Here is a 17,191-nt window from a genome sequence, read left to right as displayed (position 1 = left end):
GCGATGGCCGCCAAATACTGGTTCGCGCGCAACATCCGCGTTGGCCACAAGGGCTACGACCGCTACGGAAAGGGCGTCATGCCGATCGCCTGGCAGGGACGCGCCGTCATCGCCGGCTTTGTGGTGGCGATGGTCGGAGGCGGCCTGTCGATGCTGCTGATTGTGCTCTACACCAAGACATTTCCGCTCGGCATCGCGCTGTTTGCCATCCTTGCCATTGCCGGCGGCGGCACCTTCATCTGGGCCGTGGCGACCAAAAGCGATCCGGACAAGTCGATCTCCGACTATAGGGCGGAGCGGCAGAAAATCGGCGGTTAGCTCCTCAGGATAGCGCGCAAATGATCCATGATCATGGCGACGCCCTTTTGCCCGAGCTCGGCCGAAGCGTCCTTGGCGGTCGCGGTGTACCAGCTCTTGTTGTCTTCGAAGTGACTGGCATCGACAGCTTCCGGGCATAGCGCAAGCATCAGCGACGTCTCGCCGATGCCGGCATGGTCGAACGGGTACTTGCCGTTCATTGCCGCCGACATCAGCGGATGCACCTGCACCCAGTTGAAGAAATTGCCGCCCTCGGCGTGCTGGGCATAATAGCCGGCCATCGCCTCCGAGCCCCACCAGCCCTCGCCGCGCTCCTTTTCGAGGAAGCGGAAGATCGCCTGCCGGCCGGCGGTCTTGAAGGCGAGATCGGTCGGCATGCCGGCGGCGAAATTCTCGGTCTGGTGGTGGATGATGGCGTGGATGTTGCGAAAGCCGATGCGCAGCAAGCTGTAGAACAGCTCTTCGCCGAACGGCGCCAGCGCGTTGCCGCCGACCTGCACCGAGCCACTGCCTTCCGGCGCCGCCACGGCGTAGCTTGCCGCGCCATAGTAGAAGGGCGGCAGGATGACGATGTCACGCTCCTTCTCGAACAGCTCCAGCGTCTTGATGACGGCCAGCGTGTCCATGCCGACGGCCATGTGCTCGCCATGGTATTCGAGCACGCCGAGCGGCAACGCGACCGGCCAGTTCTCGACTATCGCCTTGCGGATCTGGTGCGGCAGCATCAGTTCGTAGCGCATGATCTATTCCATGTTGGTGTGGCGGGCGCGCATCGCTTCCGACGAAGCGCCGATCAAATCCCTGAGCTTCAGCACCATCACCTCGAACAGCAGGAACAGCGCCCCTTCGAACACCGAACCCATCGGCAGCACCGACGTTTTCTTGGTCCCCTGGTCGTTGGCCATGGTCTGCGCAGGAATGAGCAGCGTGAAATCGGCGCGCTTTGCCGCACTGCTTTCGACCTGGGCTGTCAGCAGGAGGTTCGTTGCGCCGGCACCGTGCGCGACCTGCATCAAGGTGAGCACGGTCGAGGTTTCTCCCGGCCCAGAACTGGCCAGGAAGACATCGCCGGGTCCCAGCGGCGGCGTGTTCATGTCGCCGACAACCGAGACCGGCAGGCCGAGATGATAGAGCCGCATGGCAAAGCCCTTGACCTGCAAGGCCTCGCGCCCGCAACCATAGACGACGATTTGTCCGGCTCCTGCGAGCATCTTGCAGGCGGCGTCGATGCGGCTGCCGTCGACGCGTGCCAGCACGCTGCCGAGTTCGCCAAGCGCGGTCCTGAACGGATTTTCGCTGTTGTCGGTCACGGCGAACCTGGCATCGAAATCATCCCGGGGATTGTCGCTCTTGCTGCGACGAACAGCTTGATTTCGCTCATGCTAGCAACCGCGAAAATGCGTGTCCAACGATCCGCAACGCTTTTGCCGAGCCACAGGCATGATAGTGTCATGTCAGACAAATCAAGTGAGGCAGACAGCAGCATATGAAGACACGGCACTTCGACCGCATCGGCAATGGCGGCATCCCTTTTACCGAGCTCGGCTTCGGCACCGCGCCGCTCGGCAATCTCTACCGTGCCGTGTCGGACGAGGACGCCAACGCAACTCTGGAGGCCGCCTGGGCGACCGGCTGCCGCTACTACGACACCGCGCCGCTCTACGGGCTCGGCCTGTCGGAAACGCGGCTCAATCCGTTCCTGCGCTCGAAGAAGCGCGATGACTATGTGCTGTCGAGCAAGGTCGGCCGCATCATGCGCGCCTGCCCGCCGGAACAGCGCACCGGCATCGGCAAGTTCTTCGACACGCCGTCGCGCCGCGAGGTTTACGACTACAGCTATGACGGTGTCATGCGTTCGTTCGAAGCCTCGCTCGAGCGCCTCGGCGTCGACCGTATCGACATCCTCTTTGTGCATGATGTCGACATCTTCACCCATGGCAGCAAGGAAGCGTCCGACCGGCGCATCGAGGAGTTCATGCGTTCGGGCTATTACGGGCTGCTCTCGCTGCGCGACCAGGGCGTGATCAAGGCGTTCGGTGGCGGCATCAATGAGTGGCAAGTTGCCCAGACGCTGGCCGAGCGTGGCGATTTCGACCTGTTCCTGCTCGCCGGGCGCTATACGCTGCTCGAACAGGAGGCGCTGGCGTCCTTCCTGCCGCTCTGCCAGGCACGCGGCATCGGCATCGTCCTCGGCGGACCCTACAACTCCGGCATACTGGCGACCGGGCCGAAACCCGGTGCGTATTACAACCACTCGGAGGCGCCACAGGATATCATGGACCGCGTCGCGCGCATCGACGCCGTCTGCAAGCGCCATGGCGTGCGGCTGATCGAGGCTGCCCTGCAATTCCCGCTGCAGCACCCTTCGGTGGTTTCGGTGATCCCCGGTGGCCAGCGGCCGAGCGAAGTCGAGAGCAACCGTTCGTTGCTCGATGCGAAACTGCCGGCGGCGCTCTGGGCCGATCTCAAGCAGGAAGGCCTGATGCGCGCCGACGCGCCGACCGCATAGTTTGCTTCCGACGCAGGCAACCGCTGTGCCTCGGGCACAAAAAAAGAAAAGCCGGGCCAAGCCCGGCTCAGACTGCTGACAAACCCCGTCTATTTTAGGCGGGGTTTTGTTTTATGCGACTGAACGGGTTAGCGATTTCGTTGTCAGGACAATTTGACAGGAGGTTGCAGGACGGGGACCCGTGGTTCGCTGGCCTCAGGCGATGCCTGGTTTTGGCTTTGGCCACAGGCAAAGGGCGATTTTCTTGATGTTCTGGGCGGCGGCTGCAATCAGGCACTGGCAGGCGACGCGAACGTGACTTCGGAAGCGGGCGTAGCGGTGGCCATGCAGTTGCTTGGCGTCCGCGAAGGAGCGCTCGACGGTCTCCTTGCGGCGGCGGTAGATAAGCTTGCCCCAGCCGGTGAGGCGATTGGCGTCGATGCGCTCTCGCGCATCTTGCCAGACATGGCGGGTGATGGTGCGTGTCGCGGCGGCGTTGGTCGTGCAGGAGGCCAGCAGCGGGCAGGTTTGGCAAATGGCCGGGTCGCTCTTGTATTGGCGGTAGCCGTTGCGATCGGTGGTGGCGTAGCTGAGAAGCTGGCCCTGTGGGCAGCGATAGCCATCCAGATCCGGCTCATAAGCGAAGGCGGTTTTCCTCATCATGCCGGGCTTGGGTGGTGTTGGATTGCGATAGCCGGTGACGCCGAGGATGTCGCGGTCCTCCAATCCCTTGGCGATGCCAGCGGTTGCGTATCCCGCATCGAGCCCAACCGCCCCCACTTGGAAGCCGAAGCGTTGGCGCTGTCGGTCGAGGCGTGAGAGATAGACGATCGAGTCATGCACGTTGGCCGGCGTGGCATGGGTGTCGGTGATGATGGCATGGGCGGCGTCCACCGTGCGGTGGTCGAGATAGAAGAAGCCCTTCGGCTTGCCGTCGCGCACCATGTAGCCGCTGTCGGGGTCGGTACGCGACACCTTGGTCTGCTTCTCGGCGGGCTGGCGTTCCTTCTCCTTCAACGGCTTCTTGCCATGTTGGACCCGGTCCTCCTCGATCGCGGCGTCCAGCGCTTCCCAGTAGTCGGCGCGCGACTTGGCCACCACCGCAAGGTCGAAGCGGTTCTTGTTGGCGCTGGCCTTCAGATGCGTACTGTCGGTGTAGAGCACTGTGCCGTCGACAAGCCCATGCCGGATCGCCTGCTCGACGATCCTGTCGAAGATACCCTGCGCGATGGTCTCATCCTGATAGCGCCGGCGTCGGTTCTGCGACAGCGTCGAGGCGTCGAACACCTTGTCCGTCAGCTTCAGCCGCAGGAACCAGCGATAGGCGACGTTGACCTCGATCTCGCGCACCAACTGGCGTTCCGAGCGAACCCCAAACAGGTAGCCGATGAACAGCGCCTTGAACATCAAGGTCGGGTCGAGCGGCGGCCGGCCATTGTCGGCGCAGTACAGCGGCGCGGTCAGATCGTGGATGAACGAAAAGTCGATCGCGCGCTCGATCTTGCGCAACAGATGATCAGCCGGAACAAGCTGATCCAACGTTACCATCTCAAGCGCGGTCTGTTCGGGGGCGGGTCGCTTCAACATGACCCAGTGAATCAAAAACCCCCAGCAAAAGCCAGGGGTTTGTCAGCAGTCTGAGAAAAGCCGGGCCAAGCCCGGCTTTTCTGGTCGCGTGTACCGGCGTCGGGCACAAAAAAGAAAAGCCGGGCAGGCCCGGCTTTTCTGGTCTCTGAAAGAAAAAGTCGCTTAGTTGACCGCGTCCTTGAGGCCTTTGCCGGCCGAGAACTTCGGCACGGTACGCGCCGGGATCTGGACTTCGGCGCCTGTCTGCGGGTTGCGGCCCGTCGAAGCCGCACGCTTTGACACGGTGAAATTGCCAAAGCCGACAAGCCGGACATCGCCGCCCTTCTTCAGTTCGCCGGTGATCACGGAAAACACCGCGTCGACCGCCGACTGTGCGTCACCCTTCGAAATGCTCGCGGCGTCGGCGACAGCGGACACCAGTTCGTTCTTGTTCATAAAAATTCCCTTCCATGAGAACACCGGAACTTACGACTCATCCGGCAGGAAACGGACTTTAGAAAGAAGCGTTCCCGCAACCAAGTCGAAATGCCCAAGAAAAAGCGGAAAAAGCCCGGAATTCCGGGGTTTTTCACATGAAAAAGCCGGGCGCGAAGCCCGGCTCTCCGTTTGTGCACTGCAACCTTAGCGAAAACTTACGCATGACCCCGAAAACCGTAGCCGGTTTTCGGAAGGGACTATGCGCAAGTCTCGAGTGTTAGAGCGTCCCTAGCGCGTCCAGGTGGACGCGTTGCGCCGCTCTAATGTGCAAGCGTCTTGCCGGCATCGTCCGCGGTGTCGGCCGTCGCCGGCGGATTGACTGGTTCGACCCACTCGATCGGCTCCGGCATACGCACCAGCGCGTGGCGCAACACCTCACCGACCCGCGAGACCGGAATGATTTCCATGCCGTTCTTCACGTTGTCCGGAATCTCCGCCAGGTCCTTGGCATTGTCTTCCGGGATCAGCACCTTCTTGATGCCGCCGCGCAACGCGGCAAGCAGCTTCTCCTTGAGCCCACCGATCGGCAGTACCCTGCCGCGCAGCGTGATCTCGCCGGTCATCGCCACATCGGCCTTGATCGGAATGCCCGTCAGCACCGAGATGATCGCGGTCGCCATCGCCACGCCGGCCGACGGTCCATCCTTGGGCGTCGCACCTTCCGGCACGTGCACGTGGATGTCGCGCTTGTCGAACAGCGGCGGCTCGATGCCGAAATCGATGGCGCGCGAGCGGACATATGAGGCCGCCGCCGAAATCGATTCCTTCATCACGTCGCGCAGGTTGCCGGTCACCGTCATGCGGCCCTTGCCGGGCATCATGACACCTTCGACCGTCAGCAGCTCGCCGCCGACTTCCGTCCAGGCAAGCCCGGTAACGACACCGACCTGATCGTCAGCCTCGACCTGACCGAAGCGGAAGCGCGGAACACCGAGGTAGTCGGCGAGGTTCGCCGCCGTGATGTTGACCGTCTTCTTCTTCGTCTTCAGGATCTCGGTCACCGCCTTGCGCCCGAGCTTCATCAGCTCGCGCTCCAGACTTCTGACGCCCGCTTCACGAGTGTAGGTCTGGATGATGGCGCGGATCGCGTCCTCGCCGACGGAGAACTCCTTCGGCTGCAGGGCATGGTCGCGCACCACCTTCGGCATCAGGTGCCGCTTGGCGATCTCGATCTTCTCGTCCTCGGTGTAGCCGGCGATACGGATGATCTCCATGCGGTCCATCAAGGGCGCAGGGATGTTCAGCGTGTTCGCCGTCGTCACGAACATCACGCTCGACAGGTCGTACTCGACCTCGAGGTAATGGTCCATGAACGTCGAGTTCTGTTCCGGATCGAGCACCTCGAGCAGCGCCGACGACGGGTCGCCACGGAAGTCCTGGCCCATCTTGTCGATCTCGTCGAGCAGGAAGAGCGGGTTGGACTTCTTCGCCTTCTTCATCGACTGGATGACCTTGCCGGGCATCGAGCCGATATAGGTGCGCCGATGGCCACGGATCTCGGCTTCGTCACGCACGCCGCCGAGCGCCATGCGGATGAATTCGCGACCGGTCGCCTTGGCGATCGACTTGCCGAGCGAGGTCTTGCCGACGCCGGGAGGGCCGACGAGGCACAGAATCGGCCCCTTCAGCTTCTTCTGGCGGCTTTGCACGGCAAGGTACTCGACGATGCGGTCCTTCACCTTGTCGAGACCGAAATGATCGGTGTCGAGCACGTTCTGCGCGAAAGCCAGGTCCTGCTTGACCTTGGAGTTCTTGCCCCACGGGATCGACAGGATCCAGTCGAGATAGTTGCGCACGACGGTCGATTCCGCCGACATCGGCGACATCGTCCGGAGCTTCTTCAACTCGGCTTCCGCCTTTTCGCGGGCCTCCTTGGAGAGCTTGGTCTTCTTGATGCGCGCCTCGATCTCGGCAGCCTCGTCGCGGCCGTCCTCGCCTTCGCCGAGCTCCTTCTGGATCGCCTTCATCTGCTCGTTGAGGTAGTATTCGCGCTGTGTCTTCTCCATCTGGCGCTTGACGCGCGAACGGATGCGCTTCTCCACCTGCAGGACGGAGATTTCGGCTTCCATGAAGCCCATCGCCTTTTCCAGCCGCTCCTTGACCGAGAGCGTGGCCAGCATTTCCTGCTTCTCAGGAATCTTGATGGCGAGATGCGACGCGACCGTGTCGGCGAGCTTGGAATAGTCGTCGATCTGGCTGGCGGCACCCACCACTTCTGGCGAGATCTTCTTGTTCAGCTTGACGTAGTTCTCGAAGTCGGTGACCACCGAGCGAGCCAGCGCCTCAACCTCGACCTCTTCCTCTTCCGGCTCGACCAGCGCCGTGGCGCGGGCCTCGTGGAAGTCGGGGCGGTCGGTGAACGAGACGATTTTCGCGCGCGAGGCGCCTTCGACCAGAACCTTGACGGTGCCGTCGGGCAGCTTCAGCAATTGCAGCACATTGGCGAGCGTGCCGATGTCGAAGATGGCATCGGGCTCGGGATCGTCGTCGGCGGCATTCATCTGGGTGGCGAGCAGGATCTGCTTCTCCTGACCCATCACCTCTTCCAGCGCCTTGATCGACTTTTCACGCCCGACGAAGAGCGGAACGATCATGTGCGGGAACACCACGATGTCGCGCAGTGGGAGGACTGCGAAGACGCCGTCGCTGGGAGCCTTGGATATTTTGGCCATTGTCCAACCTTTCATGTCGCGGCCGCCAATCAGCCAACCGCGAATCTCATATTAACGACCGGGGATCGTTCCGCCTACCACCGTTTATGACGGGAGTTTTACAGCACAGAAATCGGGCACCTCGGCCTTCTCCAGTTAGTTGGATGCACGATCCACAAAGATCAAGGGGCCCGTACAAATCCGCTCCTCCAACTTACCCGCAAGTGACAGATTTGCGACGGCGAGACCGGGCGCAGCCGCAAAACCCTGCGTGACAGCAAAACGGCGCCTTGCGGCGCCGTTTCAAAATTCCGCTGTGGGCTCATGTCAGGCGCTGACATTGCCCTTCTTTTCCTTCTGCTCGGAGTAGATATAGAGCGGCCGGGCACTGCCGGTAACCACCTCTTCCGAAATAACCACTTCGCGCACGCCTTCGAGCGCGGGCAGTTCGAACATCGTGTCGAGCAGGATCGCTTCCATGATCGAGCGCAGGCCGCGCGCGCCGGTCTTGCGCTCGATGGCGCGCTTGGCGATCGCCGACAGGGCGTTCTCGTGGAAGGTCAGGTCGACATTCTCCATCTCGAACAGCCGCTGATACTGCTTGACCAGCGCGTTCTTCGGCTCGGTCAGGATCTGGATCAGCGCCGGCTCGTCGAGGTCCTCCAGTGTTGCCAGGACCGGCAGACGGCCGACAAATTCGGGGATAAGACCGAATTTCAAGAGATCCTCGGGCTCTACCAGGCGGAAGACATCGCCAGTGCGGCGATCCTCGGGCGAAGCGACGATGGCGCCGAAGCCGATAGAGGTCTTTCTGCCGCGATCCGAGATAATCTTGTCCAGCCCGGCGAAGGCGCCGCCGCAGATGAACAGGATGTTGGCGGTGTCGACCTGCAGGAATTCCTGCTGTGGGTGCTTCCTGCCGCCCTGCGGCGGCACGGAGGCGACGGTGCCTTCCATGATCTTCAGCAGCGCCTGCTGCACGCCCTCGCCCGACACGTCGCGGGTGATCGAGGGATTGTCGGACTTGCGCGAAATCTTGTCGATCTCATCGATGTAGACGATGCCGCGCTGAGCCCGCTCGACATTGTAGTCGGCCGACTGCAACAGCTTGAGGATGATGTTTTCGACATCCTCGCCGACATAGCCGGCTTCGGTCAATGTCGTCGCGTCAGCCATGGTGAAGGGCACGTCGATGATGCGGGCCAGCGTCTGGGCCAGCAGCGTCTTGCCGCAGCCGGTCGGGCCGATCAGCAGGATGTTCGATTTGGCCAGTTCGACATCGTTGTTCTTGCCGGCATGCGCGAGGCGCTTGTAGTGGTTGTGGACGGCCACCGACAGCACGCGCTTGGCGTAGGGCTGGCCGATGACATAGTCGTCGAGAACCTTGAGGATCTCCTGCGGTGTCGGCACGCCCTCGCGCGACTTCACCATCGAGGTCTTGTTCTCCTCGCGGATGATGTCCATGCAAAGCTCGACACACTCGTCGCAGATGAAGACCGTCGGACCGGCGATCAGCTTGCGCACTTCGTGCTGGCTTTTGCCGCAAAACGAGCAGTAGAGCGTATTCTTGGAATCGCCGCTGTTGTTGCCGACCTTGCTCATTTTCATGTCCTTTCATGGCCGCCCGCCGATGGTCTGGCTGAAAGGGCGCATACTCTCATCTATCGCGGGAATCCGCCGCCGCCAGTGTCCGGCTCCTGCAACGCATTCCGTACGAAACACAAATCAGAAAACGTGGCAATGATTCGCGACAGCCCCGCATAAAGCTAAGCCGCCGAAACTCAACATAGCCTTAACGTAGGCAATCCTGGCCCCCGAGGGAACAGGCAATTGTGGCTGAAATGCCGCAAGACACGCCAAAAGCGCGTGATGCCGCCATCCAACTGCCAACTAGCCCTTATGCCACAGCGCCTTCTACCGGCTCGCGCGACGAAATGACCTTGTCGATGAGGCCGAAATCCCTGGCTTCGTCGGCGGTCATGAAATGGTCGCGGTCGAGCGTCTTTTCGATCTCTTCGTAGCTCTTGCCGGTGTGCTTGACGTAGACCTCGTTGAGGCGACGCTTCAGCTTGATGATGTCCTGGGCATGGCGCTCGATGTCGGACGCCTGGCCCTGGAAGCCGCCGGAAGGCTGGTGAACCATGATGCGGGCGTTCGGCGTGGCAAAGCGCATGTCCTTGTGGCCGGCGGTCAAAAGCAGCGAACCCATCGAGGCCGCCTGGCCGATGCAGAGCGTCGACACTGCCGGCTTGATGAACTGCATGGTGTCGTAGATCGCCATGCCCGAGGTGACGACGCCGCCCGGCGAGTTGATGTAGAGGTTGATTTCCTTCTTCGGATTCTCGGCTTCCAGGAACAAAAGCTGCGCGCAGACCAGCGTCGCCATGCCGTCCTCGACCGGACCGGTGATGAAAATGATGCGCTCCTTGAGGAGGCGCGAGAAAATGTCGTAGGCCCGCTCGCCGCGATTGGTCTGTTCGACCACCATCGGAACGAGGTTCATGTAGGTTTCGACGGGGTTCTTCATTAGTTATCTCTTATCTCGCGGTGGGATTCCGGCGCCGGGAAGGCTCGCAGATCGGGCAGAATCGGTTCTGGATCGTCATTCCGTAAATAGGATGTCGGCTCATCCTTGTGCAAGGCCGACCCGTCCTAGCCATCTGGGTAAGTCGAATCAAGGTTATTCACGGGGATCATCGACCCGTGTCGTCATCGTTTGGCGATGTCATCACCACCCGTAGCAATTTCTTAACCGCATTGCTTAACGAAATACGGCAAATCCCCCTTTTACCCGACGCTGCTTCCCCTACAATCCAACGTTGAACCGTCTTCGTACCGTTCAACAGGGGGAGTGTCATGTTCAGGAAAACCGCATGCTTCGCCATTGCCGGGCTGACCGTGCTCGGCACGATTTCGCAAACGGCGGCCGGCGGCCGCGCCGTCGAATGCTATGAACCGTTCCGCACGCCTGATGTCTACGACACCGTCTACGAAGACGTGCTGGTCAGCCCGGCCGGACAGCAGGTCGACTATGTTCCGGCCATCTATGGCACCCGCGAACGCGTGGTGATGACGGTTCCGGCGCAAGTGACCTACGAGGTCGTGCCCGCCCTCACCCGCACCGTCTACCATACGGTCCAGATCGATGATGGCGGCTATTCCTGGGAATGGCGCGTCATCCATGGCCGCAAGGTGCTGTGCAAGGTCTGGCACAAGGCGCGCTACGGGCGTGTCGCCGAGACCGTGGTGATCCAGCCCGAACGCACACGGCGTGTCGTCACCCCGGCGCAGTATAACAGCATCGCCGAGGAGGTGCTGGTGCAGCCGGAGCAAAGGCGCATCATCAATGTTCCCGCCTCTTACCGGACGGTGGCGCGGCGCGTGCTGGTCAGCGAAGGGTCATCGGGCTGGCGGCGCGTGCATATTCCCAGGCACTGCCAGGATTAGTTGCGTTCACGCCGATCACGGCACCAGATAGCCTCCAATGATGAGAGGTTGTTGGACTGCAACCGGGAGGGTAGCCTGCGCCGCAGCAGGGTTTCGGCGGGACTGAGAACATGCGCGACCTGGAAATTTCCAATCAAGAACTATCAGATCTTGCGGAAGAAGCCCTGGGGCTCGCCAAAACCTATTGGACGTCCCTCGAGGGACGTCGGACGTACCCCTTGACCAGCGGCAAACACACGACCGAACTCTTCTCGCGACCTTGGCTCGAGAACGGTCGTGGTAGGGAAGTCTTGCAGGACTTCAAGTCGATCTCAGAGCATGTGCGACCTTCGACAGGCAGATTCTTCGGTTACGTCGTCGGCTCGGGCGAGCCGGTCGGCGCGCTGGGAGAGTTGCTCGCTGCGGCGCTCAATCAGAATGTGACCTCGTGGCGGTCGGCGCCGGCGGCGACATCGATCGAACGCGCGGTTGTCGGATGGTTGGCTGACGCTGTCGGCTGCATCGGATTTGCCGGCAGCCTGTGCGGCGGAGGCTCGACGGCCAACCTCATGGCATTGGCGATGGCGCGGGAAGCGAAGTCGCCCGCCAACGAAACAGGTGCACGGCCCTGCGTGGTCTATGCTTCCGAGCAAGTGCACATGTCCATTCCCAAGGCCGTCGCGCTGCTGGGCATCGGCAGAAAAAACCTTCGCTTGATCGCTGTCGACGACAAATTCAGAATGCGACCGGACGCCCTCCAGGCAGCTATTGTTGCCGACCGCGAGGCCGGAAACGTGCCGATCGCCATCGTGGCTACGGTCGGCACCATCGTTTCCGGCGCGATCGATCCCCTCCCCGAAATTGCAGAGATCGCTCGGAGGGAAGCGCTCTGGGTGCATGTCGACGGTGCCTATGGGGGACTGGCGGCTCTGGCGGTGCCGGAAAAGTTCCAGGGGTTGTCTTCAGCAGATTCACTGTCGCTCGATGCGCACAAATGGCTCTATCAGCCACTCGATTGCGGCTGTCTGCTCTATCGCCGCCCAGACATCGCGCGAACGACTTTTTCGCACAGCGACGACTACGTCAGGATACTGAGCGATGACCCGACGGAAGCATTTGCGTTCTTCGAGGAGTCGATCGGGCTCTCTCGACGCTTCCGCGCGCTGAAGCTCTGGATGTCGCTGCAGTATCACGGACGCCGCGCCTATCGCGAAGCCATCACGCGCGATCTCCACCATGCCCAGATGCTCGCACAGACAATCGCGTCGCAGCCGGAGCTGGAACAGCTTGCGCCGGTATCGTTAAGCGCAGTCTGTTTCCGCCACCGCTCGAAGGACAACGAAGCGATCCTGCGCCGCGTGATCGCGCGCGGCCGGGTTTATCTGTCGAACGCAACGGTCAACGGTCACTTCGCGCTGCGGGCGTGTTTCGTCAATCATAGAACGACCCCAGATGATGTGCGGGCGATTGTGTCCGAAGTCATGGCCGCCGCCGACGAGCTCAATCGCTGAGCCGCCGCGAGTCTTCGACCTGGTGCGGTTCAGGCCACCTCCGCTCGCAGCCAGCGCTTCAGTCCGGCGATGTCGCCATCATCAATGGCAGCGGCAACGCGCCGGCCTACCGCAGCACCGAACTTGTAGCCATGGCCGGAGCAGGCCGAGACGACCAAGCATCTGCCCTTCTCGTGCGCCATGAATGTCTCGTCGGCGGTGAAGGTGTAGGCGCAGGTGACGACCTCGGTCACCTCATACTCATCGATGCGGGCGATCGGCGGCGAAAACAGGTTGCGGATCGCCTCGCCCTCGCCCGGCACCGGCTCCCGGTTCCAGTCGGCGTCGCTGGTCGGCACCCTGTGCAATCCGGAACCGAATTTCATGCCGCCGCCGCCGGAAGGCGGGATCACGTGGCCGTCGACCGTACCGCCGACATCGAGGACGACCGGTGCTGCCTGCCAGGCGGCCTTGAGGTCGGCCGGCGGTTCGACATAGGCAAGTGCCGTTCGATAGGTTTTCAGTTCGCCGTCCAGTTCCGGGAAAAGTTTCAACACCCAGGCACCGGCAGCGACGACGATGCGGTCGGCCTGCATGGTTTCGCCGCTTTCGAGCGCGATGTGGCCGGTTTCCTCGGCGATTTCGACGACCTTGCTGTTCTCGTAGACATTGGCGCCATTGGTCCGCAGCCATTTGGCCAGGCCGGAGGCGATCTTGCGGCAGTGCAGCGCACCGCCTTCGGTCGAAAAATAGGCATAGCGGAACGAGCCAGCCTCAAGAAACGGCCAGCGTTGCGCGGCCGCATCCGGCTCCAGCAATTCGAAAGGGAAATTCCCCTCCTCCAGGCCCTCGCGGTATTCCTCGGCCTCGTCGCCCGGCGCGCGCGAGATGCAGACAAAGCCTCTGGGATCGAGGTGGCTTTCGCCGAGATCGGCCCACATCTCGTCCCAGGCCTGATAGGCTTCGGTGATCAGCCGGCCATAGCCGGTACCGGCCCGGTAGGCGCGGCGGATGATGCGGTGATGGTCGCCCGATGCCGCCCGCGGGTTGGGGATCGGTCCCTGCTCGACGATGGAAACGCTGTGGCCGGCCTTGACCAGCGACCACGCGGTGGAAAGACCGGCAATGCCCGCGCCGACAACGATCACATTCATCAGTTCAGTCTTTCCGCAGCCATATGGCTGGCTCAACGCATTGGGCTATCGGGCGCAACATACGGTCTGGAACCGGGCTGGCAAGCCGCGCTATTGGTCTGGCATGACCAAATTGACGCCACCTTATCTGGCCTTTGATCCAGCCATCCGCCACCTGCGGCTCGATCCGCACGAGCCTGCCTTTTTTCAAGATCCTTACGAGGCCTACGCCTTTCTGCACGGCACCTCGAATGCATCCTTCTGGGAAGAGTTCGGCTTCTGGTGCTTTGGCGGCTTCGACGACGTCAACCGGCTGCTGCGCGATCGTCGCTTCGGCCGGCAGAACCCGGCCGGCGTTCCAGATAGGCGCGGTGTCGGCCAGGACCGCAGCCATCTCAAGGCATTCGACGGCATCGAAGCCAATTCGATGCTGGAGCTGGAGCCACCGGTGCACACGCGGCTGAGAACGCTGGTCAACCGGGCCTTCGTCTCGCGCCAGGTCGAACGGCTGCGGCCACGCGTCGAAGCGCTCGCCAACGAGTTGATCGACCGTTTCGAACAAGGCAAGGCTGTCGACCTCTTGCCCGCCTTCGCGGCGCCGCTGCCGATCACCATCATTGCAGAAATGCTCGGCGTGCCGGTCGAGATGGGGCCGCAACTGCTCGACTGGTCGCACCAGATGGTCGCCATGTACATGCATAGCCGCACGCGCGAAACCGAGGAGACGGCCAACCGCGCCGCAGGCGATTTTGCCGATTTCCTGCGCGGCCATATCACCGAGCGGCGCAAGAACCCCGGTGACGACCTGCTGTCGTTGCTGATCTCGGCGCAGGAGGACGGCCAGAAACTGTCGGAGGACGAGATGGTGTCCTCGGCGATCCTGCTGCTCAATGCCGGCCATGAAGCGACCGTGCACCAGACCGGCAATGCCGTGCGCTCGATCCTGGCGCAAGGCGGCGATCCCCGTCGCTTCTTCAGCTCACCCGAAGCGACCGCGGCGACAGTGGAGGAGTGCCTGCGCTTCGACGCGCCACTGCACATGTTCACGCGCTACGCCTATCAGGAGTTCGAAGTCGCGCCAGGCATCGTCGTACAGCCGGGCCAGACGATCGGGCTGCTGCTTGGCATGGCCAATCATGACCCGCGCGCCTTCGCCGAACCGCTCGCCTTCAACCCGGATCGCGCCGACCAGAAGAACGTATCCTTCGGCGCCGGCATCCATTTCTGCATCGGTGCGCCGCTGGCCCGGCTCGAATTGCAGCTATCGCTGAAAACCTTGTTCGACCGGCAGCCAAAGCTGCATCTTGCCGAACAGCCGCGCTTCCGCGACACTTACCATTTCCATGGGCTGGAAACGCTCGCCGTCGGCTTCTGACGATCGCGGGCCTGGGGCTGCGACATGAGGGTGTTTTCGAGACCGGCGACGGCGTTCGCAGTGGCAATGCTGTCATGCCTCGGTGTGGCGCATGCCCAGCAACAGCCGGAAAACATCCCGTGGGAAAACAGCGTGGCGATCGCCCAGAAAATGGCGGCCGGCCTGCTGGAGCGGCAGACCGGAGCCAAGGATTTCCCGCCGCCATCCTTTGCGGTGGAGGTCGATCTCAACCTCGACGGCTTTCCCGAGATCTTCGCCTATCGCTATGCGCCGGACTGCGACGGCATCCATTGCGGCAACTTCCTGTTCGTCCTCGAAGGCGACAGCTACCAGGAAGTCCTCGGCGACATTCCCGGTGCGAGGCTGGTGCCGCAGGACAAGATCGGGCTCAGCGCCTTCAAACGAAACGGTTTTCTCGACATCCAGACCGACCAGATGATGATCGGCTGGGACGGAAAACGCTATGTCGACGCCTCTACATTTCCTGCCTCGTCGCTCGATGGCGCCGCCTTCATGGCGGCCTGCCGGAAAAGCAGATCCAACGAGCAGCCGGCGGAGGGTGAAGCGGAACGCGTGAGCGCTGAATGCCAATGCCGGTTCAGCCGGTTTCAGGTGACCGGCTTCACGCAGCCCGATCTCGATATGTACACCGCATCGCTGGGCGAGAATTTCGAATATCCGACGGGCGCGAAAGAGATTGCCTGGCAGGCGCTTCTGAAGAATGCCGAGGATGTCGGCACCGGCTGCGATGTCGCCAGCGGCAAGAGCCAATGGCCGCCGGCCTACTTCAATCATGGCGACCAGCCGCAGCAGAAGCTCAATTTCGCCGGCTTCCTCGATGCCTGTCCAGCGCAGGACTTCATCCTCACCAACCACAAGGTTGGCTCACCGGACCGAGCGCTCAGCCTTTGCGGCTGCCTTGCGCGCGAAATGCCCACCCAGGGCATCAGCCAGGAAGGCCTTGATCTCGTGGCGCAGTACTATCGCAACGAGATTTCCGACGCCGATATCGAGACACAGGACGCCAATGCCCTGACCTTCCACGACAAGGCATCGGAGGCCTGCCTCAGCCAGTTCCCGGCGAAATAGGATGGCGACGGTTTGCCCAAACATCTGACGGAGTTGAAATTCGCCTTCCTCGAAGAGCCGCCATTCTGCTTCACCGGTGCATCGGGCGAGGTCTCAGGCTGTGACGTCGAGCTTGCGCGCAGGCTCGGCGAGAAGCTCGGATTGGCGGGCTTCAGGCCGATCGAGACCGAATTCGCTGAATTGCTGCCAGGGCTGGTCGAGGGCCGCTGGACCATGACGACCGGCCTGTTCGTCTCCGACGAGCGCCAAGAGATCGTCGACTTCACACGGCCGATCTGGGCGTTGCAGGATGGGTTGCTGGTCGCGAAAGACAATCCGCGCGGCTTTGGCGGCTACCAGTCCATTGCCAGCGACCGGACGGCGTTGCTTGGCGTCATTACCGACCAGGTGCAGCATCTCACGGCGTTGCACAACGGGATTGCGCCGGAGCAGATCAGGATGTTTGCAACCCAGGCCGACGCAGCGGATGCAGTCGCCAACGGCGTGGTGCACGCCTATGCCAGCGTTGCGATGGCGCATCGAGGCTATCTGACCCAGCGGTCCGAAATGCCGCTTGGCCTTGTCGAGGTCCCGGCCAGCGAAAAACAGCCATCGGCCGGTGCCTTCGCAATCGCCAAGGGCAACCGCGCCCTGCTCAGGGACATCGATGCTTGCCTCGATGAATTGCTGGGCGGTGACTGGCACCGGCAGATGATGGCGCGATACGGATTTTCGGACAGCGATATCGATCGCGTCGTCTGACCCCGGCCTGGATGCCTGTTTTTATGCATGTCGTTCCCCCAAAACCGGGGCCACTTTTGGGCGACATGCATTAGAGCTTGATCACATACTCCTTGCGGGTCGTTTCAAGCACTTCCCAACTGCCCTTGAAGCCGGGCCTGAGCACAAAGCTGTCGCCGGCCTTGACGGTGCGCGCCGCACCGCCTTCTTCGGCGATCACCGAAACGCCGGACAGGATGTGGCAGAATTCCCATTCGTCATAGACGATGCGCCATTTGCCCGGGGTCGATTCCCAGATGCCGGCATAGAGGCCACCGTCACGCTCCTCGACGTTCCAGGTGCGGAATTTCGGATCGCCCGAGATCAGCCGATCCGGCGCCGGCGCGCCAGATTCGGGTTCCACGTTTTTGATGTCGACGGAAAGAAACGCGGTCATG

General features: G+C 62.0%; 16 protein-coding genes. 7 read left to right on the top strand and 9 right to left on the bottom strand.

The genetic code is table 11. The features are described from left to right. Positions 1 to 3 precede the first annotated feature (3 nt). Positions 4 to 318 carry a hypothetical protein gene (locus CGZ66_RS02630; protein ID WP_095081273.1) on the top strand — a complete coding sequence of 105 codons (315 nt, stop codon included), beginning with the start codon at positions 4 to 6 and terminating at the stop codon, positions 316 to 318. On the opposite strand, the gene CGZ66_RS02625 is transcribed toward CGZ66_RS02630, so the two are convergent. Together CGZ66_RS02625 and CGZ66_RS02620 are read right to left on the bottom strand one after the other, a co-directional pair. After that, positions 315 to 1,058 carry a creatininase family protein gene (locus CGZ66_RS02625; protein WP_095081271.1) on the bottom strand — a complete coding sequence of 248 codons (744 nt, stop codon included), beginning with the start codon at positions 1,056 to 1,058 and terminating at the stop codon, positions 315 to 317. The two genes, CGZ66_RS02630 and CGZ66_RS02625, sit on opposite strands and share 4 nt — an antisense overlap. 3 nt (positions 1,059 to 1,061) lie before the next feature. Continuing rightward, positions 1,062 to 1,628: an SIS domain-containing protein gene (locus CGZ66_RS02620; protein ID WP_095081269.1), complete on the bottom strand. Its 567-nt coding sequence runs from the start codon at positions 1,626 to 1,628 to the stop codon at positions 1,062 to 1,064. Between the two features lie 176 nt (positions 1,629 to 1,804). Here CGZ66_RS02620 and CGZ66_RS02610 point away from each other — a divergent pair, with 176 nt between their 5' ends. Further along, positions 1,805 to 2,827 carry an aldo/keto reductase gene (locus CGZ66_RS02610; protein WP_095081265.1) on the top strand — a complete coding sequence of 341 codons (1,023 nt, stop codon included), beginning with the start codon at positions 1,805 to 1,807 and terminating at the stop codon, positions 2,825 to 2,827. Positions 2,828 to 3,022: 195 nt separating this feature from the next. On the opposite strand, the gene CGZ66_RS02605 is transcribed toward CGZ66_RS02610, so the two are convergent. From CGZ66_RS02605 to clpP, 5 genes are all read right to left on the bottom strand, one after another. Further along, on the bottom strand, positions 3,023 to 4,393 hold the full coding sequence (locus tag CGZ66_RS02605) for an IS1182 family transposase (protein ID WP_095081263.1): 1,371 nt from the start codon (positions 4,391 to 4,393) through the stop codon (positions 3,023 to 3,025). 162 nt (positions 4,394 to 4,555) lie between these two features. Further along, a complete protein-coding gene (locus CGZ66_RS02600; RefSeq protein ID WP_023798342.1) occupies positions 4,556 to 4,828 on the bottom strand; it encodes an HU family DNA-binding protein in 273 nt (90 codons plus the stop codon). 302 nt (positions 4,829 to 5,130) lie between these two features. After that, on the bottom strand, positions 5,131 to 7,542 hold the full coding sequence (gene lon / locus CGZ66_RS02595; RefSeq protein WP_095081261.1) for an endopeptidase La: 2,412 nt from the start codon (positions 7,540 to 7,542) through the stop codon (positions 5,131 to 5,133). Between the two features lie 306 nt (positions 7,543 to 7,848). Further along, the gene (clpX, locus tag CGZ66_RS02590) at positions 7,849 to 9,123 is read right to left on the bottom strand and encodes an ATP-dependent Clp protease ATP-binding subunit ClpX (RefSeq protein ID WP_023759839.1); all 1,275 of its coding nucleotides are present in this window, start codon (positions 9,121 to 9,123) and stop codon (positions 7,849 to 7,851) included. Between the two features lie 295 nt (positions 9,124 to 9,418). Continuing rightward, the gene (gene clpP, locus CGZ66_RS02585; protein ID WP_095081259.1) at positions 9,419 to 10,048 is read right to left on the bottom strand and encodes an ATP-dependent Clp endopeptidase proteolytic subunit ClpP; all 630 of its coding nucleotides are present in this window, start codon (positions 10,046 to 10,048) and stop codon (positions 9,419 to 9,421) included. Positions 10,049 to 10,377: 329 nt separating this feature from the next. Between clpP and CGZ66_RS02580 the strand changes: the two genes are divergently transcribed. Together CGZ66_RS02580 and CGZ66_RS02575 are read left to right on the top strand one after the other, a co-directional pair. Then, positions 10,378 to 10,968 carry a hypothetical protein gene (locus CGZ66_RS02580; RefSeq protein WP_095081257.1) on the top strand — a complete coding sequence of 197 codons (591 nt, stop codon included), beginning with the start codon at positions 10,378 to 10,380 and terminating at the stop codon, positions 10,966 to 10,968. Between the two features lie 110 nt (positions 10,969 to 11,078). Beyond that, complete coding sequence (locus CGZ66_RS02575) at positions 11,079 to 12,458, top strand: pyridoxal phosphate-dependent decarboxylase family protein (RefSeq protein WP_095081255.1); 1,380 nt, start codon at positions 11,079 to 11,081, stop codon at positions 12,456 to 12,458. A gap of 29 nt (positions 12,459 to 12,487) precedes the next feature. Here CGZ66_RS02575 and CGZ66_RS02570 read toward each other — a convergent pair whose 3' ends face one another. Beyond that, the gene (locus CGZ66_RS02570; RefSeq protein ID WP_095081253.1) at positions 12,488 to 13,591 is read right to left on the bottom strand and encodes an NAD(P)/FAD-dependent oxidoreductase; all 1,104 of its coding nucleotides are present in this window, start codon (positions 13,589 to 13,591) and stop codon (positions 12,488 to 12,490) included. Positions 13,592 to 13,694: 103 nt separating this feature from the next. On the opposite strand from CGZ66_RS02570, the gene CGZ66_RS02565 reads away from it, so the two are divergent. Genes CGZ66_RS02565 through CGZ66_RS02555 form a run of 3 tightly spaced genes read left to right on the top strand, consistent with a single transcriptional unit; the run spans position 13,695 to position 16,775 of the window. Beyond that, positions 13,695 to 14,945, top strand: a complete 1,251-nt coding sequence (locus CGZ66_RS02565) for a cytochrome P450 (RefSeq protein ID WP_095081326.1) — start codon at positions 13,695 to 13,697, stop codon at positions 14,943 to 14,945. A gap of 24 nt (positions 14,946 to 14,969) precedes the next feature. After that, on the top strand, positions 14,970 to 16,034 hold the full coding sequence (locus CGZ66_RS02560; protein ID WP_245330977.1) for a hypothetical protein: 1,065 nt from the start codon (positions 14,970 to 14,972) through the stop codon (positions 16,032 to 16,034). A 12-nt stretch (positions 16,035 to 16,046) separates the two neighbouring features. Then, positions 16,047 to 16,775, top strand: a complete 729-nt coding sequence (locus tag CGZ66_RS02555; RefSeq protein ID WP_245330976.1) for a transporter substrate-binding domain-containing protein — start codon at positions 16,047 to 16,049, stop codon at positions 16,773 to 16,775. A gap of 70 nt (positions 16,776 to 16,845) precedes the next feature. Here CGZ66_RS02555 and CGZ66_RS02545 read toward each other — a convergent pair whose 3' ends face one another. Further along, positions 16,846 to 17,190, bottom strand: a complete 345-nt coding sequence (locus CGZ66_RS02545) for a cupin domain-containing protein (RefSeq protein WP_095081251.1) — start codon at positions 17,188 to 17,190, stop codon at positions 16,846 to 16,848. Between the last annotated feature and the right edge of the window lies 1 nt (position 17,191).

Origin of the sequence: Mesorhizobium sophorae (assembly GCF_002270415.1) — a bacterium.
In the GTDB taxonomy this organism is placed as follows: domain Bacteria; phylum Pseudomonadota; class Alphaproteobacteria; order Rhizobiales; family Rhizobiaceae; genus Mesorhizobium; species Mesorhizobium sophorae.
This window is presented reverse-complemented; position numbering and strand designations above follow the sequence as displayed.

What these genes read in the sequence shown, in the direction of transcription:
- CGZ66_RS02600 (WP_023798342.1), bottom strand. Translation starts at nt 4,828, where the DNA reads ATGAACAAGAACGAACTGGTGTCCGCTGTCGCCGACGCCGCGAGCATT.
- CGZ66_RS02560 (WP_245330977.1), top strand. Translation starts at nt 14,970, where the DNA reads ATGAGGGTGTTTTCGAGACCGGCGACGGCGTTCGCAGTGGCAATGCTG.
- CGZ66_RS02610 (WP_095081265.1), top strand. Translation starts at nt 1,805, where the DNA reads ATGAAGACACGGCACTTCGACCGCATCGGCAATGGCGGCATCCCTTTT.
- CGZ66_RS02630 (WP_095081273.1), top strand. Translation starts at nt 4, where the DNA reads ATGGCCGCCAAATACTGGTTCGCGCGCAACATCCGCGTTGGCCACAAG.
- CGZ66_RS02575 (WP_095081255.1), top strand. Translation starts at nt 11,079, where the DNA reads ATGCGCGACCTGGAAATTTCCAATCAAGAACTATCAGATCTTGCGGAA.
- lon (WP_095081261.1), bottom strand. Translation starts at nt 7,542, where the DNA reads ATGGCCAAAATATCCAAGGCTCCCAGCGACGGCGTCTTCGCAGTCCTC.
- clpX (WP_023759839.1), bottom strand. Translation starts at nt 9,123, where the DNA reads ATGAGCAAGGTCGGCAACAACAGCGGCGATTCCAAGAATACGCTCTAC.
- CGZ66_RS02625 (WP_095081271.1), bottom strand. Translation starts at nt 1,058, where the DNA reads ATGCGCTACGAACTGATGCTGCCGCACCAGATCCGCAAGGCGATAGTC.
- CGZ66_RS02605 (WP_095081263.1), bottom strand. Translation starts at nt 4,393, where the DNA reads ATGTTGAAGCGACCCGCCCCCGAACAGACCGCGCTTGAGATGGTAACG.
- CGZ66_RS02580 (WP_095081257.1), top strand. Translation starts at nt 10,378, where the DNA reads ATGTTCAGGAAAACCGCATGCTTCGCCATTGCCGGGCTGACCGTGCTC.
- CGZ66_RS02565 (WP_095081326.1), top strand. Translation starts at nt 13,695, where the DNA reads ATGACCAAATTGACGCCACCTTATCTGGCCTTTGATCCAGCCATCCGC.
- clpP (WP_095081259.1), bottom strand. Translation starts at nt 10,048, where the DNA reads ATGAAGAACCCCGTCGAAACCTACATGAACCTCGTTCCGATGGTGGTC.
- CGZ66_RS02545 (WP_095081251.1), bottom strand. Translation starts at nt 17,190, where the DNA reads ATGACCGCGTTTCTTTCCGTCGACATCAAAAACGTGGAACCCGAATCT.
- CGZ66_RS02570 (WP_095081253.1), bottom strand. Translation starts at nt 13,591, where the DNA reads ATGAATGTGATCGTTGTCGGCGCGGGCATTGCCGGTCTTTCCACCGCG.